The following is a 25,713-nucleotide window of genomic DNA, read 5'->3' as shown; positions in this document are numbered from 1 at the left end:
GGCCGGCTCGGTGAGCATCGAGTTGGTGATCCTGCTCCCGGCCCTGTTCGCCGTCCTGTTCCTCGGGATGCAGGCGGCGCTGCTTCACCACGCCCAGACCGTGGCCATCGCCGCCGCCCAAGAGGGGGCCCGGGCGGCCGCGGTACAGCACGGACGTGAAGCCGATGGCCACAGCGCCGCCCGCGACTTCATCCACGATGCCGGCGGAGACGGCGTCCTGGCCGACCCGCGTTTGAACGTGACCCGTACGACGACCACCGTCACCGTCGTCGTACGCGGCCACTCGTTGAGCGTCATCCCCGGGTGGTCACCAGTAGTCCGCAAACAGGCGTCCCTGCCAGTCGAGAGAGTGACAGCACCGTGATGACCCGCCGGCCCTGGGCCTGGTCCCGAGCCCGCTCCTGGGGGCCCGGGGCCAGCAGTGAGCGTGGTTCTGCTGCGATCGAGGCAGCGGTCGGCGTTCCTGCGTTCGCGCTGTTCGTCGGGCTGATCCTGTTCGGCGGCCGTACTGCAGTCACCCACCAAGCGGTGGAGTCCGCGGCCGCGGACGCTGCTCGGGCCGCGACGATCGAGCGCACGGGCGCGGCGGCTCGTACCGCGGCTCAGGACGCTGCGAGCGTGAGTCTGGCCAACCAGGACATCGATTGTCTGGCTATTGATGTCGCCGTCGACGTCAGCGAGTTCGCGCGGCCAGTAGGGCAGCCGGCTTCGGTCACGGTCAGCGTCACGTGCCGTCTGGACCTGTCGGATCTCTCGGTCCCGGGCGTGCCAGGGAGCAGGGCGGTCAAGGCCACGATCACCAGCCCCGTTGACACGTGGAGGCAACGCCAATGACCAGTCGGTCCGCCCGGGCCCGGGCCGGGGCGCGCGATGAGCGGGGATCCATCTCAATCTGGCTCGTCACGGCCAGTTTCGTGATGATCCTGCTCGTTGGCCTGGCCGTCGACCTCGGTGGGCAGGTCCACGCCCAGCAACGTGCCCACCACTTGGCCGCCCAAGCCGCACGTGCGGGCGCCGACCGGGTCCAGGCCTCCCCCGCCATCGAAGGCCATGAGCTGCGCGTCAGCACCGTGACCGCACGTGCCGCCGCAGCGGACTACCTCGCAGCAGCCGAGGTGGACGGGAGCGTCGAGATCGTCGGCGGTCACACCGTGCGAGTGCAGGTCCACGACACCTACACGCCCGTGTTCCTGGGAGTCATCGGGCTCGGTGCACGCACCGTGACCGGTGACGCCTCGGCGCGCATCATCCGCACACTCGGAGGGAGTGAACAGTGACCACCACCCGCCAACGCCTCGCCGGTCTGGGCGCCACTCTTGTGCTGCTGGCCCTTGTCGTCGGGGCACCGTTGATCCTGCTCGGGATTGGGGCCCGCCCCTGGGAGACACCGTTCGATGAGCTGCGCGTGCTGTTGTTCAGCCCCGACGACGGACACCTCGCTCTCTTCGTGATGACCGTCGTGGCGTGGTCTGGCTGGGCGTTCACCGCGTTCTCGTTCGTGGTGGAGATTGTGTCCCGCGCCCGCGGCATCCAGGCGCCCCAACTGCGCGGGTTTGCCGTCCCTCAAGATGCTGTCGGGAGGCTGGTCGCCGCAGCCGCGCTGCTGTTCACGATCGCGCCCATACCCACCCCGGCCTCCACGCCCCTCACGGCCCACGCTGCCCCCTTGTCTCCCGCCCTGGCCCACGACGACATCCCGGGCCCTCCCGGGGCACCCGACACCGTCGAGACAACGGAGACCCCTGCGCCCATGGGCTCGCCCATGGCAGCGCCCAAGCCCGTCAGCGCTTCCATCACCACCACTCCCGGGCCCGCCCGTGGGCAGGGCACCATCGCCTACACAGTGCGGAGGGGCGACAGCCTGTGGCGCATCGCCGAGCAGCGCCTCGGGGACGGAGCCCGGTTCACCGAACTCGTCGACCTCAATGCCGATGTCCTCAACGGCCAGGCCGACTTCATCCGTCCGGGACTGGTGTTGCGCCTTCCTGCAGAGGCCGCCATCGCGGAGCAGGACACACACCTCGTCGTGCCTGGGGACACGTTGTGGGATGTCGCCGACGAGCACCTTGGGGACCCGGAGCGCTATCCCGAGATCGTGCAGGCCTCCCAGGCCACGGTGCAGAACGACGGTCGGAAGTTGATCGACCCAAACCTCATCCGGCCGGGCTGGAGCCTGACTCTCCCGACGCACACCAACCCCGCTGGGGTGCCCGGCCCCGCAAGGGAGACAGAACCCCACACGACCCAGAAGGTACGCCCCGTCCCCGGCCAGGACCCCGTCGTCCCGGCCTCACCAGATTCCGACCCTGATGCCGGTGCCGAACGGGCTGAGGACCCAGCGGTTGAGGTGACTCAGGAGCCGCCCGCCGAAGCCGACGACGAATCAGTCCCAGTGGCACAGTGGCTCGTGCCAGGGCTGCTCGGAGGTGGAGCACTGCTGGCCGGTGGGGTCCTCATCGCCCTGCGGGCCCACCAACGCACCCAGCAGCGGCACCGACGACCAGGATTCACGATCGCTCCCCCTCCCCCGGTACTACGCAACGTCGAGAAGACCGTCACCGTGACGGCCGGCCCTGCGGCCAATGCCCTGGAAAAGCTGAACCTTCTCCTGATGCACCTTGCCCAGGACGTCGGAACGGCCCCTGCCCTCCACGGAGTCGAGTTGAGCCGCACCAGAGTGACTCTGCACCTGGTCGAGGCGAGGACACCGGTGGCACCCTGGACAGGCACGGGGATGGCGTGGTCGTGCGATCTCGACACCGACGTGGACGACCTCGACCGCATCCCGCCCTACCCACTACTGACAAGCATCGGGCAGGCCCCGGACGGGAACCTGTGGCTCCTCGACCTCGAGTTGCCTCGCATCGTGACCCTCGGCGGCGACCCGGATCGCGCCCTGGCCCTGGCCCGTCATCTCGCCGCTGAGTTCGTGCTCAACCCTTGGGGGATGGTGAACCAGGTCCACACAATCGACCTGGCCCCCGAACTCAGCCCGATGTCAGAGGGACGCTTCCAGCACCACGCCCAGGAAGATCTCGACTTCCTACGTTGGCTCAAACGAGCCGCGGACTGCGACGGCGACCCCGAAGGGTTCCACGTCCTCCTCGTCCCGGCGAGCGTGTCCGCTACTTTCGTGGACGACTTCGCCCAATTCACGAAGACACATCCCGACCGCACTGGCTGCACCGTGATCAAGGTGGGAGAGCCCACCGACCGGGCGTCGATGCCCCTTCGGCTGGAGCTCACTGCCGACGGGCACCTCCTGGTGCCACACCTGAGCCTGACCCTCACCGCAGCGGGACTCAGCGCAGACGAAGCCGCCGCCTGCGCGGCCCTGGTCGACATCACCCACTACGCCCAGCAAGCTCCCATCCCCCACGACGCGAACGCCACTGGTCGACGTGCCCTCGCCGACCAAGCCGGAGCGCTACGCGAAGAACTCACCGAACCCCGACCCGAGACCGGGGAGGCCGGCCCGCAGTCGCTTCTGCCAGCTACGGCCGAGGAGTACGAGGCGATCGCGGACACAACGATCGACGACATCGGCGTGCTCGCGCCCCTCGTTCCGACTCAATCGCGTCGCCAGGTGGAGGACGCCGACCCGGACCTCGACCGCGATGTGGCGGACTGGTTCGACGCCCAGTGCCCGGTGCCGCGACTGATACTGCTTGGAGCAGTCGACCTGCGTGCTCCGACCGAGCGGCAGCGCCCCTTGGAGCGGCGACCGTTCTACTGCGAGCTCATGGCCTACTTGGCGCTGCACCATCCCGGTGTGCGCGGTCCGGCAGTACGCGCCGCCTTCAGCCTGACCCCCAAACGGTTGCGCACCGACATCGCGTTGCTGCGCGATTGGCTGGGCGTCAGCCCTCGCAGCGGAGAACTCCACCTTCCGCTCGCCACCGACACCGCCCAACATCGCGCCCACGGCACGAACGGGTACGTCCTGCATGACGTATTGGTCGACTTCGACCTCTTCACTCGACTCCGCGCCCGAGGCCAGGCCCGTGGCGCCGAGGGAGTGACGGACCTTGTGACGGCACTGGAACTCGTGAGGGGAACACCATTCAGCAACCTGCGGCGAGAGGGTTGGCAGTGGCTCCTCGACGATGAACGGACCCATGACACCGCGCTGCAAGCCGTGGTCGACGTCGCCCATCTCGTGGTCGTCGACGCCCTGGCTCGGGGCGACCTCACCGTGGCTCGCGCCACCGGTGAGAAGGCCTGCCGAGTCGCCCCCGACCACGACTCCTGCACCCTCGACCTCGCTCGAGTTCTGGAGGCCCAAGGCGATGCCGACGCCGCGCAGCAACTGCTCAAGGACCGGATCCACAACCGCACCGACGACGAACTCGGGCCCATTGACCTCCCTCGTCGCACCGCCCTCCTCGCGGAGCGCCGCGCACGCCGGTAAGTCCGAGACCCGGGACGACAACGGAGTGGCTTTGGGGAGAGCACCTGAGCCCTTCGCCCGAATATCGCCACAACTTTCCCCGGGCCCCCTCCTGACCAGCACAAACGCTATTTCCCGGGCCCCTGGCGTGCCTCCCCGGGCGGGGGCCCGGGGGCGCTTTCACGGGCCCCCGCTGGCGCATGGTCGAAGGCATGAACACCGCTACCTCACCTTCGGCTTCACCGACCCGATGGACCACCGAGTTCGTGCACGCGTTCCGGCAGTGCACCGAACCAGGGGTAGCGGCGCGCGTCTTGGCCGGGCGGGGTGTCGCGGTGTTTCCGTGCGTGGCGGGGGCGAAACAGCCGCTGACCCGGCGCGGGTTCCATGACGCCACCACTGACCCCGCCCAGGTAGATCGTTGGTGGCGCCGGTGGCCGGAGGCGAACCTTGGTCTGCCGACCGGCACGCCTGCGGGGGTGGACGTGGTCGATGTGGACGTGCACGCCGAAGCCAGTGGATACGGGCGGTTCGCTGAAGCCACGACCGAGCAACTCACCGACAAGTGGGCATGGCTCGTGCGTACCCCCTCCGGCGGGTTGCACGCCTACTTCCTGCACGCGGGCATCGAGCAGCGGTCCTGGCAGGTGCCCAGCGCTCACATCGACTTCCGTGGTGACGGTGGATACGTCATCGCTCCCCCTTCGAGGCTCACCCAACCCGACGGGTCGAGCCGTGCCTACCAGGTCATCGCGATCGCCCAACACTCTCCCACGAGCGTCGACGCATCCGCGCTGCGAACGTTCTTGGAGCCCCCGCGCGCTCCCCGGCAACGGCTCGAGACTCCAACGCGCGATCTCAACCCCCAAGGCTTGCTCCGGCACGTCGCCAGCGCGCCCGAGGGCGGACGCAACCAGGCCCTGTTCTGGGCGGCGTGCTGCATGGCCGAAGAAGGTCACCAGTTCCAGGCCGCCCTCAGTCAACTCGGCGAGGCCGCGCACCTCGCGGGTCTGCCCGACCCCGAGATCGAGTCGACGATCCGCAACGCCTATCGCCGCACCCAGCCCACAACCGGCGCGGCGTCCTCCCATTCGTCCCGAACCTTGTCGAGAGCCGTGAACCTGTGAACGTCTATCAGCCGTACGAGCTTCGCACGGACCGAACCCTCGCCCCCGTCGCCGTGACTGAGAGCGGAACAGCTGTAGCGAGTGAGGAGCGATCAAGACTCGCCACGCATGGGGATCCCTCGTTGGCGCCGCAGCCGACCGCGGGAGAATCTGGCGCCGGAGGACCCGGAGTGGCGTGGGTGCGTCCTACCGACCTGGCCACACGTGCGGGAGCCTCGCTCACCGGTCGGGCCATCGATCTCGAGGTCGCGTTGGTCCGCCGGGTCCGGCGTGTGCCGGTCTCAGCCACACGGGCGGTGTACGACGCGGCGCAGCGCCCCAACGCTCATCGCCATCAACAGGGCACTGGTCCCGCGGCTGCTCCAGTCGTGCCCGCGGTGACCGAGGAACGGGGGCTGTGATGAGCATCGAATCGTTCATGACCGCGGAGGGGCTGCGCGAGCTGTTGTGGCGCTTGCAGTTCCGTGAAGCCGATTGGCACGGCCCCGAGGTGCGGGCCCTGCTCGAGTTCACGATGGAGAAGTACGCGGGGTTGGCCGCCAAGTACGGCTACGAGCCCGAGGAGGTCGCGTCCGCTGCCTTCGAGATCCTGGTCTCCCGGCCCGAACTTGAATCCGACGACCCGTGGGGCATGTTGACCCGAGCGTTGCACCTCACCTTGATCTACCGCCATCGCGCGGACGGATTGCTGTGTTCCACCGACACCGCACGACGTGGCGAGTTGGCCTCCTTCCACGACCCCGATCGATTCTGCGACCACGACCCGCAGTGGCACACCTACCTGCACGCTCTGCAAGTCGGCTTCCAAACACCGGCCGAATCCGACGCGCAGGTCCCGGAGGAGCATGCCGACCCGAACGGCAGGCCGACCAGCGCGCGGCAGGCACGCGAGGACGCTGTGAACGTGTTCATCACCCTGGGCTGGCCGCCCGACGTGGCGCGCAGCGGTGTGGAGTACGTGTGTGCCCGTCTCGAGCAGTCGGGCAATCGGCCGCGGGCACATGAGTATCTGCGCCGCGACCGCTTCGCGCTCTCGTATCTCGACGTTGACCAGCGTCACTGGTTGGCCATGCTGCGCGTCCTCTTGGGCCACCTGGATCCGGACCGTCAGAACACCAACGCCGGACGAGGAGTCCTGCTGCTGCTTGTCCTGGGATTCACCGCCGACGACATCGTGCAGATGCCGGAGTTCGAGAACACCCTGCGTCCTGCGGCCAGGACTCTGACAACGGGAGCCGGCCATGAATGACCACCACGGCACCATCGAACTGGGTCGTAGCGTCGACTCGATCGTCATCGGCATCCGCCACCGTCAGGAGCTGGGCGACATCGATGCGCTGATGAAATCCATCGCGACGCGTGGTCTCCTCCAGCCGATCACGATCACCCCGGACGGGATCCTCGTGTGTGGACGTCGGCGTCTGGAGGCGGTCAAACGGTTGGGCTGGCGCACCTTGAAGGTGTGGGTCCGTTCGGGGTTGTCGGATGACTTGTCGCGCATCCTGTCCCAGTGCGACGAGCAGACCCTGCACAAGCCGCTGACTCCGATCGAGGAAGGCAAGCTCTATGAGGAGCTGTCCAAGGTGCTGGCCGAGGACGCGCACCTCCGCCAGGAGGAATCGCGCTTCGGGTCGTCGGCGCCCAGCGGAGGAATGAACGGTGGTGCGGACTCCGCACCACCGTCGGGGGCAGGAAGAACTCGTATCCAGGCCTCCCAGCTCGTCACCGGCAAGCAGTCTCACCAGCGCCTCGAACAGATCAACGCGGTACGCCGGGCGTCCCGCGACCAGCACCTGCCCGAGCTCGTGCGTGAACTGGCCAAACGGGAGCTGCGTGGCATCAACGACGGAGCCGACGTCAACCCTGCCTACTTGCGGGTCAAGGCAGCTATCGAGCTCGTTGGGCAGGAGCCACGGCTTGAGCCGCCCACCAACGAGGAAATCGCTGAGATGGGGGAAGACGCCCTTCAACGCGTGAGTCAGGAACGCACCGAGCGTCCGTCGCCGCCCCGCCAGCCTGGCGCTGCTGTGCGCCGATCTGTTCGGGCATTCGTCCATACCTGGAGCGACCTCGACGGGTGGACCCGGTTCTACGACCCGCACTCGTTGGCAGCCGAGCTGACGGACAGGGATTGGGAGATGTTCCAGCGTGTGGTCGCCGAGACAGTGGCCTTCGCCACGGAGGTCCATCAGCTCAGGTCTTCCAGCCGCTCCGGCTCACCCCACCCGTCTGCTGCCTCATGAGCCGTAGTCCAGGGCCGCGCCGGTAGCTCTTCCATCTCTTCGCTATCGAGGTGATCGTTGTGAAGTCTTCAGCAATCCGCCACCCGCGTCGCCGTGTGCTGATCGCACTGGGAGCGGCCGTGGTCCTCGTGGTCGCCATGTTGGCGGCGACGGTCGCCGGCTACCGCACGAGCGGGCCTGCTGCTGAGCGTGCGGCGCCTGTTGCTTCCGGTCCGGTGTCCCCGGATCCGGGGGTCGCATCTGGCCCGTCGAACGAGTTGGCCCCCATCCTCCAGACACCGGACGCGAACCAGTTCGCTCGCGAGGTGGCCTCGGCGTTGTTCGCCTGGGATACCCGCTCCCTGGTCCCCCGTGCCGCGCACGTGGATCACTTGGTGGCCGTGGCCGACCCGACAGGGGAATCCTCGCCTGGCTTGGTGGGCGATCTCGACACCTACCTGCCCTCGCAAGAGATGTGGGTGCAGTTGGCCCAGTACGAGACTCGACAGTGGCTGGTCATTGAGTCCACGGAGACGCCTGAGGCGTGGGCGGTAGCCGAGGCCCAGGCCAGGGACACGTTGGCGCCGGGCACGGCCGCGGTGACCGTCCGCGGCGTACGTCACCGCGCCGGGGTCTGGGAGAACGAGTCTGTCACGTCGACGCACGACGTCGCGTTCACGGTCTTCGTGGTGTGCGGCCCCTCGTACGAGCAGTGCCACCTGCTGCGGTTGTCGATGCTCGACCACCCGTTGGAGTGAGCGGTCGTGATGAACAAGGCCATCCTGACCGGCTGTGTGTTGATCCTCCTCGCGCCGTTCTGCGCGCTGCTGGGGGTGGTTGTGCTGTTCAACCCCGCGGCCCAGGCGGCATGCCCTCCCATCTCGACCCAGACGAGCGGTGATGCCCAGGTGCCGGAGACATCTCGCGTCGTACGCCCCCTCCCGGACGACGTCGGAACCATCACCAGTCGGTACGGGATGCGCCGGCACCCCACCACCGGAATATGGAAGCTGCACAGCGGGCTCGACCTCGCTGCCCCTGCCAGCACCCCGATCCTCGCGGTCGCCGATGGCGTGGTGGCGTTCGCCGGGCCCGCGACGGGCTACGGGAACCTCATCCTCATCACCCACACTGTGGGCTCCAAGGTGGTCGGATCTGGCTACGCGCATATGCATGGCGACGACGTTCTCGTCAATGCCGGTGACCCAGTGACGGCAGGGCAACTCATTGCCCGGGTGGGGTCATCGGGGTACTCCACCGGTCCGCACCTGCACTTCGAAATCCGCGCCGGCGGGGCATCCGGTACGACGGTCGACCCCGAACCGTGGCTCGCCGCTCAGGGCGCGATCGCCGCTGCTGTCACAGAGGAGACATCAGCGACTACCTGCGGGACTCCGAAGGCGACGGCCTACACCGGCGACGACCCCAGCGCGCTGGTCGACGACCCCACCAGTAGCGGCCAGATCACCCGCCGGACGGCTCGTGTTCTCGCCCTGGGTCAGGCGAACTTCCCGGGCTCAGCCTGGTCCTGCTGGTCCCCTCGCTCTGGGCCCTCCGAGCACCCGCTCGGTCGTGCCTGTGACGGCACCTTCGGCAACAGCATCGGCACCGCCGCCTCCGGCCCAGCACTCGCGCTCGGGTGGCGGGTGACGAACTGGCTCAAAGACAACGCCGTCGCGCTCGGAGTGGACTACCTCATCTGGCAGGGCAAGATCTGGTCTGTCGCCAGGCGCGACGAAGGGTGGCGGCCCTACAACGGCGGCGGCATGCACGACCCTGGCGACGTCACCGGCGGACACTTCGACCACCTGCACTGGAGCGTCGGGGACTGATGTCGGCAATGCCGTCGAGTCAGCTGTCCAGTTCCTCGGCCCACGCATCGAAGTAGGCACGTAGTTCGGACACGTCGACTGTGGTTATGGGGAAGTCTTCGTCTGGAGCCGACGGTGTGAACGGAGCATCTGGACGAAGACGCTGGCATCGAATCCGGCATCAGCTCGAGACGCTTCCGCCAGGATCTCGTGCGCGAAGTGCTGGTGGATGGCGTGGACATCGGTGAAGTCGCGCGGTTCTGCACGGCTGAACAGGGCGAGAGTCTTGCGGATCGCGAGCTCAAGCGGAGGCAGCGTCGGTCCGGCGATAGTGACGGTCGGCGTCCCGGTCGGGGGGGGGGGGGGGGCTGTCAACGGCAAGATCGACGTAGACCACCTCATCGTCGACATTCTGGGACCCCGCACGACGTACGAGCGCGATGCGCCTGAAGTCGGGTCCACTGCGGAGCACCTCGGCGGACCACGACTGTGCCTGAGCTGCGGCGATCAGAGCGGTTGCGGCCGCATCAACGTCTCCTCCACCTCGCTGGGTGAAGAAGTCAAGGTCATCGGTGTCACGCACGACAATCCCTTGCGCGATGAGCGCACCACCACCGGCGAGGAGGAATCCCACGGAATCCGGCAGGGAGAAGAACATCCCGGCTGCATCGAGCTGGAACTGCGTGAGTCGACTCGCGGCCGGATCGCTCACGCGACCGGCCCTCGGCATCGAGCGATCGTGGGCTCCCAGGCCGACCTCAACGCGCTGGGAAGGATCAGGTCTTCCCAGAGGTCGATCAGGAAAGCGCCGTCGACATAGGTCAGCAGGTCTTCCTCGGTGCCCTCGCGCAGGACGATCTCGTACACCCGGGCACGCTCAGCACGGTCCGCCAGATGGTAGGTCCGCGAAGGGCCGGACCAGTAGAGATGACCCGGCAGCACGACTGATGCGATGGCATCCTCCACGTCGAGGCGCCACAACCGGTCCGGGACGACATACGGCTCCCCCCGAGGCCCAGCATGTTGGGCGAAGCTAACACGTGGCGCGAGATCCAAGTCGTAACCGATGCTGCGCACGATTCTCTCGGCGACCGCCAATGTTGGTGACTTACCGCCACGCTCGTACTCCGACAGCGTGGGCTGCGATGTGCCCGACCGTTGCGCCAACGCCCGCTGCGACAGCCCACTGCCGTGGCGTGCACGCGCGATGATCGTCCGCTCAGTCATAGCGAGATGACATCTGACTGAATATCGCGACGCAACGAGTTGATCCGCGCAACCGTGCCCGTCACCGGAGGGCTGGTGCACCTGCAGTACGTGAACACAACGTCGAGTCTTCTCTTTGCTGTTGGTCCAGACTTCAGCGCCATCCACGGGCCAGGCTCCTTGAGCCAGATCGTGGGTGCGCTGCTGACGTACGGCCTCATCCTCGCGGTGCTCATGGTGATCATCTGTGCCGCAACGTGGGCACTGGCGTCCTCGTCAGGCAGTTGGCACGCCGTGGCGAAGGCCAAGGCCGGACTGTTCGTCGCCTTGGCAGGCGCGGTTCTCACCGGCGGCGCGTTGGCGTGGGCCAACTGGCTCCTGGGTGTCGGGGGTTCGTTGTGAGCGAGGAGCAGTTGCCTTCGACATCGAAGGCATGCTCCACCGGGCAGCTGTCGCGACTGCTCCGGACTGGTCGGGCGCTCCCCTCCACTTCACCACCGACTACCACTCGCCACTCGACCTGGACGAGGCCTTCGCGCCCTGGAAGTTCCTACACCACCTCGACCGGTCGGGCCACGGGAGTCGGATGTGGCATCGCGGCGTCACGGTCTCCGGCGGGAACGGGCACGACTTCGACTTCTTCAACGCGGATCTGCGGTGCGGACCGTGGGAGCACCCCGCCTCCGATCAGGGCTGCCAGTGCGTGGGCGAACTGATGTACCAAGCCATCTGCAGCCCGTGCGAGTGGCACGTCATCACCGCCGCGGAGAACCTCGCCGTCGAGGTGTGGCACGACCACACCTTTCCCGGGTGGCGGGAGTTGCCGCCGGTCCCGCTACGGCTACGCGACGTCGAGAAGCCGGAGACCACGAGGTCAGCCGCCGCGTGGATCCACGACCACTACCCGCCGTCGATGCAGGTGCCGGGCGCGCCGGTAATCACCGAGCGAACGCCGAAGCGCACCCGTCACGTCCCGGGACGTTCACCGTGGGGTGGGTACGACATCTCCCACACGGCCGTGGATCCCGAGCGGGTGGTGGAGCAACTCGTTCGCCGTGTCCGTCCTGCTCCTCGGCCGCCCGCCGCGGTCCGCGTCGATGAACTCGCGCGCGGGGTGGAGATGTGACGAGCACGGGGCGTGCACCTGAGTAGCGAGGCAACTTCGCCGCAGACTCCGGAGGAAATCGTGATCACTCTTGGCTTCCCGCGCAACGTGTTCTACCTGTTGCCCACCGACATCACCATCAACCCGAACTCCAACGGGTTGCCCGGCATCGGTCAACTCCGCTCCCTCGTGGGCGCGGCCATGACAGTGGGGCTGATCCTCGCGGTGCTCGCCATCATCATCTCCGCAGTCGTGTGGGCACTGGGTGCGAACTCCTCGAACCCGCATCTGGCTGGGCGCGGCAAGGTCGGGGTGCTGGTCGGCGTGGGTGCGGCGATCGTCACCGGCGCCTCAGTGGCGCTGGTGAACTTCTTCTGGAACGTCGGCCAAGCGGTCTGACCGCGCGGCCACAGGACTTCTGGAGAGCTGTCATGACTGATGTGTGCGACATCCCCGTCATCTCCTCGATCTGCACCCAGGCCGGCGACACCGCGGGGGCACTGGTCGCAGCGCCGTTCGAGTACTTCGCCTCCGCAGCCGGCGGAGCCGCAGCGCACATGTTCAAGGGCGTGTGGCTGCTCATGGACACCACCACGATGGTCGACATCACCAGTGGAGAGTTCACCCGGGTCTACAACATCGTCTTCGGCGTCGCAGTCTTCGTGATGCTCGGGTTCTTCCTGCTCCAGGTCATGGGATCCATGATTCGCCGCGAACCCGCCGGCCTGTCGCGTGCGCTCCTGGGCCTGGCGAAGTCGATCCTGGGATCATTCGTCGTCCTCACCTTGCTGGCTGCCGCACTCGAGATCACCGACCGCATCTGCCTCGGCATCGTCTACGCGGCCGGGACCACGATGGATGAGATGGGCGAACGCCTCGCCCTCCTCGTGGGTGGCCTGGGCGTGACCACGTTCGCCTCACCCGGGGTGGGCGTGGTGATCACCATCTTCCTGGCCTGCCTGGCCATCAGCGCCGCGACGATCGTGTGGATCAGCCTGCTGGTGCGCAAGGCGTTGCTCTTGGTGGCCATCGTGTTCGCACCCATCGCCCTGTCAGGAGCATCGTGGGACACCACCCGTGGCTGGATCGGCAAATGGGCTTCGCTGGTCGTGGCGCTCATCGTGTCCAAGGTCGTCCTGGTCGTGATCTTCCTCCTCGCCACCGCCCAGGTTTCGGCACCGATCACCACCGACCTGGCCTCGATCAGTGACCCGATGGCCGGCATCGTCCTCATGCTGGTCGCGGGGTTCGCGCCGTACATGACCTACAAAGCCATCAGCTTCATGGGCTTCGACATGTACCACTCGATGTCGACCGAACAGGAAGCCAAGACCGCCCTCAACCGCCCGATCCCCCTCCCCACCGGTGGCCGCGGCGGATCACTGATCCCCAAGATTCTCGGCGGCTCCTCCAACGGTTCAGCTCAAGCTGCCCCCACCGGCGGGGCACCGGCGCCTGCGGCTCAGGCTGGAGCTGGAAGTGCTGCTGGCGGCGGGGCAGGTGCGGCCGCCGGTGGTGGCGCTGCGGCCGGTGGGGTGTTGGCCGGAGCCGTGGTGGGCGCCCAGGTGGCCAAGGGGGCAGCGACCGCGGGGGTTCGTACCGGGCACGCCACCGGCGCTGCTGTCTCGGGGCAGGCGCAGGCCGCCCAGCAGTCCGGGGCGACCGGGCAGGCGCCGCCACCTCAGGCCCCTCCGCAACGGGTGCCTGACCCGATCGCGTCGGCGCGGAGGAGCAGGTCATGACTACACCGGGCTGCCCGGGTGCTCCTTCGCCCACAAGTGAGTACGGCTTGGCGCCGGTGAAGTTCTCCCGGCTGGCGCGTCGCGGGGTGCTGCTGGGGCTCAGCGCGTCACAGCTGGTGGTGGTCGGATTCGGTGCGGTGACGTTGGTTGGCGCCCTGTACACCGGTGGCCGGGCTCCGCTGCTCTACGTAGCACCGATCCTGTTGCTCTGTGCCGCGTTGGTGTGTGTGAGTGTGAGTGGACGCAAGCTCGTCGAGTGGTTGCCGGTGGTCGCCAAATGGGGTTGGCGACGAGCGGGCGGGCAGCTCGTCTACCGACGTCGCATCACTGCGCCACGTCCGGCCGGGACGTTGGCCCTGCCTGGGGACGCAGCACGATTGCGTCAGCTCGTCGACACCGACACCGACGCCGTGTTCGTCCACGATCCATATCGGGCCACGCTCACAGCCGTGGTCGGTCTCACCCACCCTGCGTTCATCCTGCTCGACCCCACCGAACAACACCGGCGCGTGAGCGCGTGGGGAAGGGTGCTGGCCACTGCGTGTCGATCCGGCCGGATCGCCTCGCTCCAGGTGATGGAACGCACTCTCCCAGACTCCGGCAAGGGACTGGCCGAGTGGTGGAGCGCCCACGGAACCCACGACCATTCGTGGACGTCACGCACGTACGCCGAGCTCATCGACCGCGCAGGACCCGCCAGCGAGCGCCACGCCTCGACGGTGTCGATCTCGCTGGACCTCAAGGCCGCTGCGCGGGCAATCCGCGCCGCAGGTGGCGGGAACCGCGGCGCCGCGGCCGTCCTGCGCCAGGAAATGTCGACCCTCACCGCCGCACTGCGCGCAGCGGATCTGACCCCCTCGTCGTGGCTGGGCGCCGGGGAACTCGCGCTGATCCTGCGCACGGCGTACGAGCCCAGCATCAGCGGGGCACTGGAACGCCAAGCGGGCTTGGGGGGCGACCTCGCCACCGCAGGCCCGGTTGCGGTGAACGAAACATGGTCCCAACTCCGCAGCGATTCGGCCCACCACTGCGTGTTGTGGGTCAGCGAGTGGCCTCGCTCGCTGGTCTACCCCGGCTTCCTCGCACCCGTCTTGCTCTCGTCCGGCGTACGCCGCTCGTTCAGCCTGCTCTACACACCGCTGCGCACTGACCAGGCTGCCCGCGACATCCGCAAGAAGAAGACCGAGTACATCTCCGATGCCGCCCAACGCCAACGGATCGGGCAGATCGAGGACGCCCAACAGTCCGCGGAGTACAACGACGTCCTCCAGCAGGAGGCCGACCTCACCGCCGGCCACGGTGTCCTACGTGTCACGGGGCTGATCGCGGTCAGCGCGACCGACGCAGACGAACTCGAGCGCGCCGTCGCCGAAATCGAACAAGCCGCCATCCAATCCTCCTGCGAGACCCGCCGCCTGTGGGGCCAGCAGGCGCAAGCGTTCACCGCAGCCGCGTTGCCGCTGTGTCGCCCCGTCTGAAGCACACCGCCTGACGCACCACCGACCACTCCCCACCTGGAGAAATGATGTCCACTCCCGAAGCTCCCACCGGCCCGGCCTCCTGCGCGGACCAGGTCCAAATCGCACTGCGCCAACTGGCTCATCTCACCCGAGTCATCGACGATCCCCGCGAGGTCTACTCGGTCCTGGGCTCCTTGACCTCCGCCGTCGCTTCCCTGCGCCAATCCCTTCACCAGGTCGCCACCGTGCACGAGCGACCGGCCAGCACCCGCGAATGGCGTACAGAGAACTCCCGCGCCACCCGGGTGGCTGCGCACGAAGCCGCATGGCAACTTCACCGCGCAGCGGCGATGCTGCAGCACGTCAACACCGCCCTCGGCAACGCCCACAACGCGGAAGCCCGCATCACCTACATCGCCCTCGTCGACTCTCCCGCCTCCACCTCGCCGCAGCGCGCGCCTGAACAGGGGCTGGGATTGTGAACGGATCCCGCAACGATCGGCTCCTCAGTTCGGTCCTGCTGACCCCCCGGCGTGAGAAGCGAGGCGATCGTCGTACGCGGCGCGCAGCTGCCCAAAGCCTCCTCGCCCACGACCAGCAGGCCCGCAAGGCCGCCAGACGGGCTCGGGCAGATGAGCTCAGTGCAGAACACCGCGCCACCGTGACGCTCCCTCGTGCAGGTGAACCCGGCCCGGCCGCGTTGCGAACCCCAGGCCGCCTACGGCTCCCGCGCCACCAGGACACCTCCGCCACGCTGGCCGGTGCGTATCCCTTCCTGGCCGAAGGCGGCCTGGGCGCGGATGGAGTGTTCGTGGGCCAGGACCTCTACTCCGGTTCCTCGTTCGTGTACGACCCGTGGGTGCTGTACGCCCGTGGGCTCATCACCGCCCCCAACCTGGTCGTCGCCGGCATTGTCGGGTCCGGAAAGTCGGCCCTGGCCAAGAGCCTCTACACCCGCTCGATCGGCTTCGGCCGCCGCGTCTACGTCCCCGGGGATCCGAAGGGCGAACACACCGCGGTCGCCGAAGCGGTCGGCGGCCGCGCGATCGCGCTGGGACACGGGATGCCCAACCGGCTCAACCCGCTCGACGAGGGCCACCGCCCCGGTGGCGTCGACGACAGCCAGTGGGCTGCTCAGGTCATCGCCCGGCGGCGGGATCTCGTCGGGGCGCTCACTGAAACCGTTCTCGACCGACGTCTCACACCACTCGAGCACACCGCGATCGACGTCGCCTTGACCGACACGGTGCGCTCCACCGCGGTGCCAGTTCTGCCGATGGTCGTCGACCGACTCCTCACCCCCGCTTCCGGAGCCGACGCCGACGGGCGACTCGCCGAGGACGGGCGCCTCGCCGGTCACGCCCTCCGGCGTCTGGTGGCAGGCGACCTCGCCGGACTCTTCGATAGCCCATCCACGGTCTCGTTCGATCCCAGCCTGCCGATGATCTCCCTTGACCTGTCGAGGGTCACCGAGAACGCCACCCTCGTCTCGGTGCTGATGACCTGTGCGTCCGCGTGGATGGAATCAGCACTCCTCGACCCCGCAGGGGGCCAGCGATGGGTGGTGTACGACGAGGCCTGGCGCCTGATGTCCCATCCCGCGCTTCTGCGTCGCATGGACGCCCACTGGCGACTCGCACGTCACTATGGCATCGCGAACATGTTGCTCTTCCACAAGCTGTCCGACCTCGACAACGTCGGGGACTCCGGTTCTGCCATGCGCGCGCTGGCGTCGTCGCTGCTCGCGAACGCCGAGACTCGTGTGGTCTACCGGCAGGAGTCCGACCAGCTCGGGTCCACCGCCACCACACTCGGACTCACCGGGACCGAGCAGTCCCTGCTCCCCACGCTGGGCACCGGACAAGCGTTGTGGCGGATCAAGAACCGCTCGTTCGTCGTCCAGCACCAACTCCACCCGGACGAGCTCGAACTGTTCGACACCACGGGGCGCATGTCGTAGCTCTATTCAGCGGTGCGTCCACGCGTCAGTCGGCCTACGTGCGTTACCGACCGCAGGCCATTCGCGTCGTCGTAGTCATATAGGGCCCACTCGACGCCGGCTGCGTAGGCGTCGTCGCCTCTGGCTCGCACTTGGAACTGCAGGCGGACCGCAGCAGAGGAGCCCGTGTTCAGGCACGCGGCGTACCCGTCCCGGTACCCCTGGTCGAACCGCTGCGTGCCCTGACGTTGCCCCATGCACCTAGTCGAACACCTGTTCGATCAGTCAAACGGTGCTCCTGCTGTCAGGGCCTCCGTGCACACCTTCCTGACACAGACCAGGAGAGGTGGCCGGCGATGCGCAACAGTCTTGAAGAGCGTGAGGCAAAACTTGAGGCGCTGCACGAGAAGCTCGCCGCGTCAGTCGCAGCGCTGGTGACGGGCGAGGACTGGAAGCGGGCGCTGGAGTTCGCGGCCAGGTTCCGGTCGCGGTCGTTCAACAACACGCTGCTGATCCACGTGCAGCACTATTCGGCGCACGTCGAGGGGCGGGTACCCCACCCCTCGCCGACGTACGTGGCGGGGTTCAAGCAGTGGTTGTCGGTGAACCGGCACGTGATGAAGGGCCAGTCCGGGTACGCGATCCTGGCGCCGGTGACGGCGCGGTTCGCGTCCACGACTCCGGATGACCCGGGTTCGTGGCGCCGACTCGGGCCGGGCGAGAAGCATCGGCCGGGTGACACGGTGCGGGCCAAATTGATCGGGCTGCGTCCGGCGTACGTGTGGGACGTGTCCCAGACCGACGGGGATCCGCTCCCCGAACCACCTCGCCCGGCCCTGCTGCTTGGCGAGGCGCCTAAGGGGTTGTGGGACGGCCTCGCGGATCAGATCACCGCGCAGGGGTACGAACTGCGCCTGGTGTCTGACGCCTCCCACATCGGTGGCGCAAACGGGCTGACCGATTTCCTCACCCGCGAGGTGTCGGTCCGCATGGACATGGACGACGCAGCCCAGGTCAAGACGCTGGCCCACGAACTCGGTCACGTGATGCTGCACTCCCCCGCGTCCTCGGTGCAGGACCAGACCCGAGCCGCGGCAGACGCGACGCTGCACCGCGGGATCGCCGAGGTAGAGGCCGAGTCGGTGGCGCTGATGGTGGCAGCCGCGCATGGGCTGGACACGAACGACTACACGGTCCCGTACGTGTCGACGTGGGCCTCCACCGTGCCGGGCAAGTCTCCGGTCGAAGTCGTCCAGGCCACCGCAGACCGCGTACGAGGGGCGGCGATGAAAATCCTCGATGACCTCGACACCGCTCAGGTCAACGACGGTAACCCTCCGGGACTCGACCGCGAGGCACTCGCGGCTAACCGGCGGGTACCTAGCCCACGACGGAACGCGACACGCTCCCCCGTGCCCAGTGGAGCGGGAGTCGAACGATGAGCATGATGAACGCTTCGTACCGCCGTGACCATCCCACCGTCCGTGTGCCGGTGGTGATGCCACTAGTCGAGGTCACCATCGGCCAAGACGGCCACGCGGCCGTGCGGTTGAACGGGGAGCCGTACAGCGTCGACGGATCCCTCACCCGCTCCGATGTGAGCACGGTGCTGGACCAGATCGCCCTGGAATTGGGCACCGCGGTGCGCGCCGAACTCATCGAGAGCGACGGCGAACGATTCACCGATTACGTCACCCCTGGCTCTGCCCCTTTCAGCCCTGCCTTCACCAACGACGTCGACCCGGCATCTACACCCACTCACCCAGAGCCTGACGGGGTGAGACCGCTGTTGTTGTCCGCGTTCGGCATCACGGGCAGCGGGTTCACTGCGGGTGAAGAGGTCGAAGTCTGTGTGGTGGTGACGACGCAGGTCGCGGACGCCGACGGCCAGGCGTTCGTCCGGGTGCCCCCAGCACTTCTGGCCAACCACCCGGACGTGTTGTTGGTTGGACGGTCGTCGGGAACGGTCGCCGCGGGATCCCTGCCCCCGGACGCCGACTCCGCGTAAGCGAGACAAGCCATGAACCCCGGAGGCCGCAGCGCCGATGACACCTTGGCCAACGCCGGCCTGCTCCTGATCGTCGCCGTCGCCGGTCTCGCCGGCCTCCTGCGCCTGACGGGCACCGTTGCAGCGTGGGTTACCGGCGCCGAAGATCCCTATGGAAGTTGGGCTGGCGGCCTCTCCGTCCTGACCGAACCCACGGATCCGGCCGCTGCACTCGGCACCGCAGGACTGTCTGCGTGGACCTACTGGTTGACCCTAACCATCCTGCTGACCATGGTCCTTCTCCTAGCGTGGGCGGGATGGCGTCTCTTCGACGGCGCCAGGCACCGTGCACGACTTGATCCCTCCCGGCTGTCGGGAACAGCGACCAGACGCGACGTACGCGCGACCGCGTCGCGACACTCCTTGTTGAAACGCGGCCGGACACTGCGCCCGTCGCTGCTTTCCCCGACTGCCTCCGACGTGGGATATCTGCTCGGGCATGCACACGGCACGGAGGTGTGGGCCTCAGTCGAGGACTCGATCCTGCTGCTCGGTCCGCCGCGGTCGGGCAAGGGACTGCACATCGTCATCAACGCCATCCTCGACGCCCCCGGCGCGGCAATCACCACATCCACCAGGCCCGACAACATCAGCGCCACCATCGACGCCCGCCGGGCACGGGGGCCCGTCGCGGTGTTCGACCCCCAACGTCTGGCGCAATCGATGCACGCTGGCCTGCGCTGGTCGCCGGTACGCGGGTGTGAAGACCCGCTGACCGCGATGATCCGCGCCACCGGCCTCGCCTCCGCCACGGGGCTGTCATCTGGTGGCGTGGAGTCGGGTGGGTTCTGGGAAGGCAAGACCCGCACCGCCCTGCAGGCACTGCTGCACGCGGCCGCGCTGGACAACCGGTCCCCAGCAGAACTGTTCGCGTGGACCCTAAATCCTGCTGCCGCGGCCGACGCGGTGACGATCCTGTCGAGTCACACCGGCGCTGCGCCGGGATGGGCCGAATCGTTGGAGGCCATGATCAGCACGGATCCTCGTACCCGCGACTCGATCTGGATGGGTGTCTCGCTGGCCTTGTCGAGCCTGGCCGACCCACGGGTGCTGGACACCGTCACCCCCAGGGCCGGAGAGCACTTCGAGCCCGAGCAGTTCCTCCGCGACAACGGCACGCTCTACCTGCTCGCGACCGGTTCCGGCGCCGGGGCGTCGTGGCCTCTGGTGGCGGCATTCATCGAAGACCTCGCCGAGACCGCCCGCCACCTCGCCGCAGCCTCGCCCGGTGCACGACTCGACCCGCCGCTACTCCTGGCACTCGACGAGATCGGCAATCTGTCCCCCCTCCCCTCGCTGCCCATGTTGATGGCGGAGGGCGGCGGGACCGGGATCACCACGATGCCCGTCCTGCAGTCGCTGTCCCAGGCCCGTGACAAGTGGGGCGACCACGCCGCTGGCGCGATCTGGGATGCCTCGATCGTGAAGATCGTCCTCGGCGGCGCATCCTCGGCGAAGGACCTCCAAGACCTGTCGGCACTCATCGGTGAGCGCGACGAGCTCACCGACTCCACCTCGATCGGTGACTACGGATCGCGCAGCGTCCAACGCTCCACCCGCCGCGTATCAATCCTGCCCCCGGAGAAGATCCGCACCCTGCCGTTCGGCACTGCCCTGGTGCTGCTGCGCTCCACCGCCCCGCTCATCACCCGGCTGCGGCCGTGGACCACGCGCCACGACGTACAGCCGTCGACGAGGCCGCGGTGGGCGCCCATCTGGCGACGGCCTCGGGGGTCAGCGCGCACCTGAGAGACGAGAGCGGTTGCCACCCAGGCACCGCGTCGGTGTCAGGAGCACGTGATGACGATTCCTACCCAGATGAGCCTGCCCGGGTTCATCGCCACCACTCCGGAGCTGACCCACACCCAGACCGGGACCGAGCGGTTCTACGCCCGCGTCGGGGTGGAGCACTACCGCAGGGAGACCGACGGCACCTATACGCAGCTCGAGACGAGCTTCCACAGCCTGGTGGCCTACAACAAGACCGCGCTGCACGCGTACGAGCAGTTCCGGGTCGGCGACTCCATCGTCGCTTCGGGCTACATCAACGAGTACGAGGTCGAGCGCCACGGTCACGTTGAGATGCGCGAGGAGTTCGTCGCACGGCGCCTGGGCCACGACACCGCGCGTACCCGCTACGAAGTGGACCGGTCCCCACGGACCGAGCCCGCGGCACCCGGCGTCGAGGTCCCGCAGCAGCAACCCCGTGTCACCCCTGCGGCCACGGTCGCGAGCCCCTCCGCGAACTCCGTCCCGGCCGCTCACGGCATGGGCATCTGAGCGGGCCTATCGCCATGACCTCCCACGACCCGTCATCGACCTTCGCCTCGCGCATGGGCGCCGTCGACAGCCAGGACGCCGTGTCGGTCGATGACGGCTTGGTCCGGCCGATCAACTGGAACGTCCTCACCGCGGCCGAGGCGGAGAACGAGTGGCTTGACCTCAACGCTTGGGTCCACTGGCTGCGCTTCGCCTACGGACTCTCCGTCGCGATCATCCCGCCGCTGTGGCATCGCCACAACGCCATGGTCCTCGAACTCTCCGCGCTGCACCGGGCTTGGCTCGCCTCCGTCGACCCCGACGGCCCACCGGGCGGTCAACTCCAGTGGCACGAACAGTTCGCCAACAGCCGTCACCGGCTGCGTGAGTGGGTGCAGATGGCCGGCACCAAGCTCGACCGCGACCGGCCCACCCGCATCACCACCTGGCCCGGGGATGAGCCCCAACCGCCGGCCATCGAGGCCGAGATCACCGACCGCGAAGCCGACTTCTACAGCTTCGTCGCCCTGGATCTCGCAGCCCGCCGGAGCGTCGAGGAACGCGTTGCCCGCCGCCGCGCCCTCCACTCCACCTGACCAGTCCGACGCTTCAGGAGCCCCGATGAATCGCAGCGACGCCATGGCCATCACCCGCGCGAGAGTGCTGATCACCGCGCTGGCCGACCACCCCGAGCATGCGTTCCCGCCCATGGCCAACAGCGACTACGAGCGAGCCCTCGTCGACTTCGACACCATCTGCGGTCCACGAGCACCCGGGCTGCCTGCCCTGCGGCCTGCGGGGCAGGCCAGTGAGCTGTACGACCAAGCACTCAACGCCATCACCATCCTCGGAGACCTCGGGATCCTCGACGGCCTGCAGGTCGAACTCGTCCTCGATGTCCTCGACCAAGCGTTCAACGGGCCCTGGTGATGTACGGCCACTCCAGTGCAGCAGTACGCGACGCGGTCGGCGACCTGCTACACCATCAACGCCTCACCAAACCGATCGGCGCCGTGCACCTCCTCGACGAGCCCAGGTTTGACAGCTACCGGGACGATCTCGCCCTGATCACCCGATACCGGCAGGTGCTGCTCGGGTGGTGCTGTCAGTTGGCGCGAATCTCCACCGCCTACTCCCTGCCAGGCCCCAGCGGGGAAACGTCCTCAAGCCCCGCGCGGGATCTCCACGACCAGCTCCGCAGCGCGTACGCCCACTCCCCCACACGCGCCCCCAGCATGGACGACCTCACCACTCCCGACTCCACCGCGGTAGTCGAGCTCTGGCGCACCGCCGCCCGGGCAGCAGTCCTCGCCGAGGTCGACTTCAACCCGACCCTGGCGCCGGCCGCGCTCAGCGCAGGTGAACGCATCGTCATGCTCAAAGACGTCGCCGACGTCACCCACGCCCTCGTGTCCCTCGAGCGGCGATACCGAACCCTCCCCGGCTGGCTGCCGCTCGACAACACCCGCCGGTTGGGACGCAGCGCGCAGTTGGCTCGCCTCTTCGCCGACGACCAACAGGTCGACTACGCGATCGACCATCGAGGACAACGCCCCTGTCCCGGACTCATGGCCGACGGCGAACGCACCGGCATCGCAGGCCTCCTCGCCGCCGAACACAACCTGTACGTCCAGCTGGTGCGCCACTTCCCCGACGCCACCAGCCTGCGTCTGGTCCTGGACTCCCAACGCCTGATCTCCACCGCCGCATCAGAGACCGTCTACGAAGCCGACCCCGAACTGGCTCACGCATGGTCGGCTCGCGCAGAGACCTACCGACTGCTGACTCAACACGCTCGTGACCTGGGCGGGCAAGTCGGCCGCGGCGCACCTGCAGCCCGCGAAGCGCTCCGCCTCGCCACGCGCCTGCGCATGCTCGGACGCCCTTCCATGACGTCGGCCCAGGCGGACGGATTCACCGACCTCTTCAACCGGGTCGACGCCCGCATCGCTGAGATCGTGAAGATCGGCGCCCGCCAAGACCTCTACTTCCTCCGCATCCCGATCCCCCGCATCGACAACAGCGCCCCTGGCCTCACCAAACCAGTCCGACATCGGTACACGCCGCTCAGTGCGGTAGGCAGCGACCTCGTCGACGTGGTCACCAGTCGGCTCCCGACCCACGGCGCCCAGACCAACCACTCCGCCCACGCGCCGCAGCCCACACTGAGATCGGACCGGAAAACGTCCATCGCACATGTCTCGGAGCCCTGGGCCGTCGAACGCTCCCTGGAACTCTGAGAGATCGCGTGCCTGTGCCTCCGGAAGGCGCCCCCATCCACCCAGTAGGACGTACGAGCCGCGTACCGACGGTTGGTAATGGTGGGTCTTTCCTAGCCGAGCGGGTGTTCGTGGAAGTGAGGCCGGTTTCGATAGTGCCGATTGCGGGCGGCCAGCACGCAGAGCGCTGCCACCGCGGAAGTCAAGGACCCGACGAGGACCCCCACCTTGACAGTCTCTTCTAGCGCGGACCCGGCACCGAACGCGAGTTCGCCGACGAGCAGAGACACGGTGAAGCCGACCCCGGCCAACAAACTGACGCCGAACAGGTCGGGCCACCGCAAGGTCGGGTCCAATCGAATTCCTGGCAAGCGGGTAACGAGGAAGGTGGCGGTGGTGATCCCCAAGGTTTTGCCGAGCACGAGCCCGGCCATGATGCCGAGGGCCACGGGGGTGGTGGCCGAATCCACGAGGCCGGAGAACCCTCCGATGGTTACCCCTGCGGCGAAGAACGCGAAGAGCGGAACCGCCACGCACGAGGACCAAGGCTTCAGCAGGTGTTCGAAGCGTGCAGTGGGTCCGTGTGCGGCGGCCGCCTCCTTCTCGGCCAACGAACCCATCCTTGAGGTTGGGGCGTTGAACACCGGGACAGTGAGTCCGAGCAGGACCCCCGCGATGGTGGCATGGACACCAGAGGCATGAACAAAACCCCAAGCCACGACCGCGATCGGCACGAGCAACCACCACGCCGGCCGTCGTCTCAACGCTACTGCGAACAAGGCGATGCTCACTGCGCCTAGCAGGAGGAACAGCAGATCAATGTGCGCGGTGAATCCGACAGCGATGATCGTGATCGCGATGAGGTCGTCAACGACTGCCAGAGTGAGCAGAAAGGCCCGCAGTGCCGGTGGAAGGTGGCTTGAAACGGCTGCAAGGACTGCCACTGCGAACGCAATGTCGGTGGCCGCCGGAACAGCCCACCCGTTGAGCGCCCCCTTGCCTCCACCAGCCGCGGTGACGACGGCGAGGTAGACGAGTACCGGGACCACGACGCCGCCGACGGCAGCGGCGACGGGCACCAACGCGCGGCGCGGATCGCTCAGGTCCCCGGCCAGGAACTCACGCTTGAGCTCCACACCAACAACGAAGAAGAACACCGCGAGCAGGCCGTCCGCTGCCCACTGACCCATCGTCAGATCGAGGTGCAGTGCTGCCGGACCGATCCTTAAGTCGCGCAGCGACGCGTAGAGCTCGGCCCCGGGAGAGTTGGCAAGGGTCAAGGCCACGAGGGTGGCGACACCAAGCAAGACCCCACCGGCCGGTTCCAGTCGGGACCAGGCACCCAACCGCTCGCGGCGGGTGCGCTGATGGGGATCCAGGGGTGCATGGGCATGAAGATGCGACGACAAGATGGAGTCCAGACGTGAGTGTCCAGCGGTCCAGGGACCACCGAGCGAACAAAAGGAAACACTGAAGAGTGGTTCCGCACTTCGTCCCGATAGGGACGGCGCACAGAAGCCTCAGCGTTCTGTCTGGGGACAACCCGTCTGCCACGCACCCCACGTGGAGATGTAGCCATTGGTCCCTATTGCGGTCATCGTCTGACCCTGCGTGCGCACATCAGAGGACCCCGCAAGGAACTCGGCCGCACGGTGGATGATCACGTCCCCCACTTTACCGTTGCCTCCCCCGACAGCGCGAGCCAAGGAAGTACCGACACGAGGTCCGTCACGGCACCTCTTGCGCGAGGAGCTCGATGAACTCGTCCGCCATCTCGAGGTGGCGTACCAGTTTCGCGCGCCGTTCCTGGACGTCAGCTCGAATGGCGCCCAGACGGTCTACGGCCGGTCGGCGGGACGATTCGTCACCGCCATGATCGCGCAGCGTCTCAATGTCAGCCATGACTGCCTTCATCTGGTCAAGGGTGAAACCCAACGGCTTCATCCGTCGGATGACCATGATCTTCTCCACGTCCTCCTCGGTGTAGAGGCGAAAACCGCCCTCGCTACGCCCGGACGGCCGCAACAGACCTACCTCTTCCCAATGACGCAGGCTCCGCAGTGACAGCTCGGTTCGGGCGGCGACCTCACCGATCTGCATCACCGCCACGGGTGCGTCCGCGGGTGTCGGAGGGTGGGATTCAGTGGGCATCGATGGGGTCCTCACGTCATGACGATTACAACCCT

At 67.6% G+C, this 25,713-nt stretch carries 28 protein-coding genes; 23 read left to right on the top strand and 5 right to left on the bottom strand.

Annotated elements, in window-relative coordinates; all coding sequences use genetic code 11:
• The first annotated feature begins 10 nt into the window (after nt 1-10).
• The 9 genes from AC6EH9_RS14100 (at nt 11) to AC6EH9_RS14060 (ending at nt 9,571) form a co-directional block, all read left to right on the top strand.
• The gene (locus AC6EH9_RS14100; RefSeq protein ID WP_498423997.1) at nt 11-364 is read left to right on the top strand and encodes a TadE/TadG family type IV pilus assembly protein; all 354 of its coding nucleotides are present in this window, start codon (nt 11-13) and stop codon (nt 362-364) included.
• Nucleotides 364-834, top strand: coding sequence for a TadE/TadG family type IV pilus assembly protein (locus AC6EH9_RS14095; RefSeq protein ID WP_498423996.1), 471 nt, complete (start codon nt 364-366; stop codon nt 832-834). Before AC6EH9_RS14100 ends, AC6EH9_RS14095 begins: the two co-directional genes overlap by 1 nt.
• Entirely contained in the window at nt 831-1,277 is a 447-nt protein-coding gene (locus AC6EH9_RS14090; protein ID WP_498423995.1) for a pilus assembly protein TadG-related protein, read from the top strand. The genes AC6EH9_RS14095 and AC6EH9_RS14090 overlap by 4 nt, the downstream gene beginning before the upstream one ends.
• Nucleotides 1,274-4,411, top strand: coding sequence for a LysM peptidoglycan-binding domain-containing protein (locus AC6EH9_RS14085; RefSeq protein WP_498423993.1), 3,138 nt, complete (start codon nt 1,274-1,276; stop codon nt 4,409-4,411). The genes AC6EH9_RS14090 and AC6EH9_RS14085 overlap by 4 nt, the downstream gene beginning before the upstream one ends.
• A gap of 191 nt (nt 4,412-4,602) precedes the next feature.
• Entirely contained in the window at nt 4,603-5,517 is a 915-nt protein-coding gene (locus AC6EH9_RS14080; RefSeq protein ID WP_498423991.1) for a bifunctional DNA primase/polymerase, read from the top strand.
• Between the two features lie 400 nt (nt 5,518-5,917).
• Nucleotides 5,918-6,766 carry a hypothetical protein gene (locus AC6EH9_RS14075; protein ID WP_498423990.1) on the top strand — a complete coding sequence of 283 codons (849 nt, stop codon included), beginning with the start codon at nt 5,918-5,920 and terminating at the stop codon, nt 6,764-6,766.
• A complete protein-coding gene (locus tag AC6EH9_RS14070; RefSeq protein ID WP_498423988.1) occupies nt 6,759-7,760 on the top strand; it encodes a ParB/RepB/Spo0J family partition protein in 1,002 nt (333 codons plus the stop codon). Before AC6EH9_RS14075 ends, AC6EH9_RS14070 begins: the two co-directional genes overlap by 8 nt.
• A gap of 50 nt (nt 7,761-7,810) precedes the next feature.
• On the top strand, nt 7,811-8,497 hold the full coding sequence (locus AC6EH9_RS14065) for a cell wall protein (RefSeq protein WP_498423987.1): 687 nt from the start codon (nt 7,811-7,813) through the stop codon (nt 8,495-8,497).
• A gap of 9 nt (nt 8,498-8,506) precedes the next feature.
• Nucleotides 8,507-9,571 carry a M23 family metallopeptidase gene (locus tag AC6EH9_RS14060; RefSeq protein ID WP_498423985.1) on the top strand — a complete coding sequence of 355 codons (1,065 nt, stop codon included), beginning with the start codon at nt 8,507-8,509 and terminating at the stop codon, nt 9,569-9,571.
• 84 nt (nt 9,572-9,655) lie between these two features.
• Here AC6EH9_RS14060 and AC6EH9_RS14055 read toward each other — a convergent pair whose 3' ends face one another.
• From AC6EH9_RS14055 to AC6EH9_RS14045, 3 genes are read right to left on the bottom strand one after another with little or no spacing between them, the layout of a single operon-like run.
• A complete protein-coding gene (locus AC6EH9_RS14055) occupies nt 9,656-9,952 on the bottom strand; it encodes a nucleotidyl transferase AbiEii/AbiGii toxin family protein (RefSeq protein WP_498423984.1) in 297 nt (98 codons plus the stop codon).
• Nucleotides 9,852-10,262 carry a hypothetical protein gene (locus tag AC6EH9_RS14050; protein ID WP_498424026.1) on the bottom strand — a complete coding sequence of 137 codons (411 nt, stop codon included), beginning with the start codon at nt 10,260-10,262 and terminating at the stop codon, nt 9,852-9,854. Before AC6EH9_RS14050 ends, AC6EH9_RS14055 begins: the two co-directional genes overlap by 101 nt.
• A complete protein-coding gene (locus tag AC6EH9_RS14045) occupies nt 10,259-10,777 on the bottom strand; it encodes a helix-turn-helix domain-containing protein (protein ID WP_498423982.1) in 519 nt (172 codons plus the stop codon). Before AC6EH9_RS14045 ends, AC6EH9_RS14050 begins: the two co-directional genes overlap by 4 nt.
• 75 nt (nt 10,778-10,852) lie before the next feature.
• Between AC6EH9_RS14045 and AC6EH9_RS14040 the strand changes: the two genes are divergently transcribed.
• The 14 genes from AC6EH9_RS14040 to AC6EH9_RS13975 all read left to right on the top strand — a co-directional run bounded on the left by AC6EH9_RS14040 (nt 10,853) and on the right by AC6EH9_RS13975 (nt 23,548).
• Nucleotides 10,853-11,158 carry a DUF6112 family protein gene (locus tag AC6EH9_RS14040; protein ID WP_498423981.1) on the top strand — a complete coding sequence of 102 codons (306 nt, stop codon included), beginning with the start codon at nt 10,853-10,855 and terminating at the stop codon, nt 11,156-11,158.
• 31 nt (nt 11,159-11,189) lie between these two features.
• Complete coding sequence (locus tag AC6EH9_RS14035; RefSeq protein ID WP_498424024.1) at nt 11,190-11,882, top strand: DUF6349 family protein; 693 nt, start codon at nt 11,190-11,192, stop codon at nt 11,880-11,882.
• A gap of 60 nt (nt 11,883-11,942) precedes the next feature.
• Nucleotides 11,943-12,260, top strand: a complete 318-nt coding sequence (locus tag AC6EH9_RS14030; RefSeq protein WP_498423979.1) for a DUF6112 family protein — start codon at nt 11,943-11,945, stop codon at nt 12,258-12,260.
• Between the two features lie 32 nt (nt 12,261-12,292).
• Nucleotides 12,293-13,603, top strand: a complete 1,311-nt coding sequence (locus tag AC6EH9_RS14025; RefSeq protein WP_498423977.1) for a conjugal transfer protein TrbL — start codon at nt 12,293-12,295, stop codon at nt 13,601-13,603.
• Nucleotides 13,600-15,081, top strand: a complete 1,482-nt coding sequence (locus AC6EH9_RS14020) for an SCO6880 family protein (RefSeq protein ID WP_498423975.1) — start codon at nt 13,600-13,602, stop codon at nt 15,079-15,081. The genes AC6EH9_RS14025 and AC6EH9_RS14020 overlap by 4 nt, the downstream gene beginning before the upstream one ends.
• 47 nt (nt 15,082-15,128) lie before the next feature.
• A complete protein-coding gene (locus AC6EH9_RS14015; RefSeq protein WP_498423974.1) occupies nt 15,129-15,545 on the top strand; it encodes a hypothetical protein in 417 nt (138 codons plus the stop codon).
• Between the two features lie 329 nt (nt 15,546-15,874).
• Nucleotides 15,875-17,023: a putative type IV secretion/conjugal transfer ATPase gene (locus AC6EH9_RS14010; RefSeq protein WP_498423973.1), complete on the top strand. Its 1,149-nt coding sequence runs from the start codon at nt 15,875-15,877 to the stop codon at nt 17,021-17,023.
• A 335-nt stretch (nt 17,024-17,358) separates the two neighbouring features.
• On the top strand, nt 17,359-18,444 hold the full coding sequence (locus AC6EH9_RS14005; protein WP_498423971.1) for an ArdC family protein: 1,086 nt from the start codon (nt 17,359-17,361) through the stop codon (nt 18,442-18,444).
• Nucleotides 18,441-19,010 carry a hypothetical protein gene (locus AC6EH9_RS14000; protein ID WP_498423970.1) on the top strand — a complete coding sequence of 190 codons (570 nt, stop codon included), beginning with the start codon at nt 18,441-18,443 and terminating at the stop codon, nt 19,008-19,010. Before AC6EH9_RS14005 ends, AC6EH9_RS14000 begins: the two co-directional genes overlap by 4 nt.
• Before the next feature lie 12 nt (nt 19,011-19,022).
• On the top strand, nt 19,023-20,798 hold the full coding sequence (locus tag AC6EH9_RS13995; protein WP_498423969.1) for a type IV secretory system conjugative DNA transfer family protein: 1,776 nt from the start codon (nt 19,023-19,025) through the stop codon (nt 20,796-20,798).
• A gap of 51 nt (nt 20,799-20,849) precedes the next feature.
• Nucleotides 20,850-21,329, top strand: coding sequence for a single-stranded DNA-binding protein (locus AC6EH9_RS13990; protein ID WP_498423967.1), 480 nt, complete (start codon nt 20,850-20,852; stop codon nt 21,327-21,329).
• Nucleotides 21,330-21,343: 14 nt separating this feature from the next.
• Entirely contained in the window at nt 21,344-21,904 is a 561-nt protein-coding gene (locus AC6EH9_RS13985; protein WP_498423966.1) for a hypothetical protein, read from the top strand.
• 25 nt (nt 21,905-21,929) lie between these two features.
• Complete coding sequence (locus tag AC6EH9_RS13980; protein WP_498423965.1) at nt 21,930-22,238, top strand: hypothetical protein; 309 nt, start codon at nt 21,930-21,932, stop codon at nt 22,236-22,238.
• A complete protein-coding gene (locus AC6EH9_RS13975) occupies nt 22,238-23,548 on the top strand; it encodes a hypothetical protein (protein ID WP_498423964.1) in 1,311 nt (436 codons plus the stop codon). The genes AC6EH9_RS13980 and AC6EH9_RS13975 overlap by 1 nt, the downstream gene beginning before the upstream one ends.
• 92 nt (nt 23,549-23,640) lie before the next feature.
• On the opposite strand, the gene nhaA is transcribed toward AC6EH9_RS13975, so the two are convergent.
• Nucleotides 23,641-24,873 carry a Na+/H+ antiporter NhaA gene (nhaA, locus tag AC6EH9_RS13970; RefSeq protein ID WP_498424023.1) on the bottom strand — a complete coding sequence of 411 codons (1,233 nt, stop codon included), beginning with the start codon at nt 24,871-24,873 and terminating at the stop codon, nt 23,641-23,643.
• A 382-nt stretch (nt 24,874-25,255) separates the two neighbouring features.
• Complete coding sequence (locus AC6EH9_RS13965) at nt 25,256-25,627, bottom strand: MerR family transcriptional regulator (RefSeq protein WP_137066061.1); 372 nt, start codon at nt 25,625-25,627, stop codon at nt 25,256-25,258.
• Nucleotides 25,628-25,713: the final 86 nt, after the last annotated feature.

The organism is Nocardioides sp. Z21_20 (assembly GCF_059766585.1).
This window is presented reverse-complemented; position numbering and strand designations above follow the sequence as displayed.